Annotated in this window: 1 protein-coding gene; it reads left to right on the top strand. The window is 65.3% G+C overall.

Annotated elements, in window-relative coordinates:
* Positions 1-8 precede the first annotated feature (8 nt).
* A protein-coding gene (locus IEY84_RS26535) for an IS3 family transposase (protein WP_229789054.1) occupies positions 9-1,192 on the top strand; the annotation gives its coding sequence in 2 pieces (ribosomal slippage) (positions 9-264 and positions 264-1,192; 1,185 coding nt annotated over the 2 pieces). This gene is flagged as partial in the annotation.

Here is a 1,192-nt window from a genome sequence, read left to right on the forward strand (position 1 = left end):
CCTCTGAGATGCGTGAGCGGGCGTTGCGGATGCTCGCTGAGGCCCGTCCGGAGCACCCGAACCAGATGGCCGCGATCCGTCACGTGGCGGGCATGCTGGGGATGAACAGTGAGACGTTGCGTGGCTGGCTGCGACAGGCCGAGGTCGACGGTGGGCTGGCGCCGGGTGTGACCACCGATGCTGCGGCTGAGATCAAGCGACTCAAGCGAGAGAACGCTGAGCTGCGGCGGGCGAATGAGATCTTGAAGTCGGCCAGCGTGTTTTTCGCCAAGGAACTCGACCGTCCCACGACGAGATGATCCGGTTCATCGATGAACATCGTGATCAGTTCGGGGTCGAGGCCATCTGCCGTGTCCTGGGTGCGGCGGTTCGTGGGTTCATCACCTCGCGTGGCTACCGGGCAGCGAAGACCAGGCCGGCCTCAGCCCGGCGACTACGCGATGACCTCCTCAAACCCGAGGTCGCCCGGTTGCACGCTGAGAACTATGGCGTGTACGGGGTCCGGAAGATGCACGCCCTGTTGAAACGGCAGGGCTGGGCGATCGGCCGGGACCAGACCGCGAGGTTGATGCGGGAGTTGGACCTGCGTGGGGTGCGGCGGTCGAAGAAGATCTTCACCACCCGCCCCGACAAGACCGGGGCCGTACTGCCGAAGGACCTGGTCAACCGGGATTTCACCGCGCCCGGCCCGGGCCGGTTGTGGGTTGCTGACGTGACCTATGTGGCGACCTGGTCCGGGTTCGCCTACGTCGCGTTCGTGACCGATGTGTACTCGAGGCGGATCGTGGGCTGGAACGTCGCCGCGACGCTGCGTGCCGACATCCTCCCGCTACGGGCGCTGGACATGGCTGCCTGGGACGCAGACCGTGGCGGCCGTGACCTGACCCAGCTGGTGCATCACGCCGATCACGGGTCGAACTACCTCGCAGTGGTCTACACCGATCGAATCACCGAACTGGGCGCGAAACCCTCGACCGGGACAGTCGGTGACAGCTATGACAACGCGCTGGCTGAGGCGGTCAACGGTCTGTACAAGACCGAACTGATCCGCCGCCGAGGACCCTGGCGCACGGTCGAACAGGTCGAGCTGGCAACCCTGGAGTACGTGTGGTGGTGGAACAACCGCAGGCTTCACGGCGAGCTCGACTACCGCACCCCCATCGAGGTCGAGAACGCCTACTACGCTGACCTT

The sequence above is a fragment of the Nocardioides albus genome (assembly GCF_014648255.1).
GTDB classification, from domain to species: Bacteria; Actinomycetota; Actinomycetes; order Propionibacteriales; family Nocardioidaceae; genus Nocardioides; species Nocardioides albus.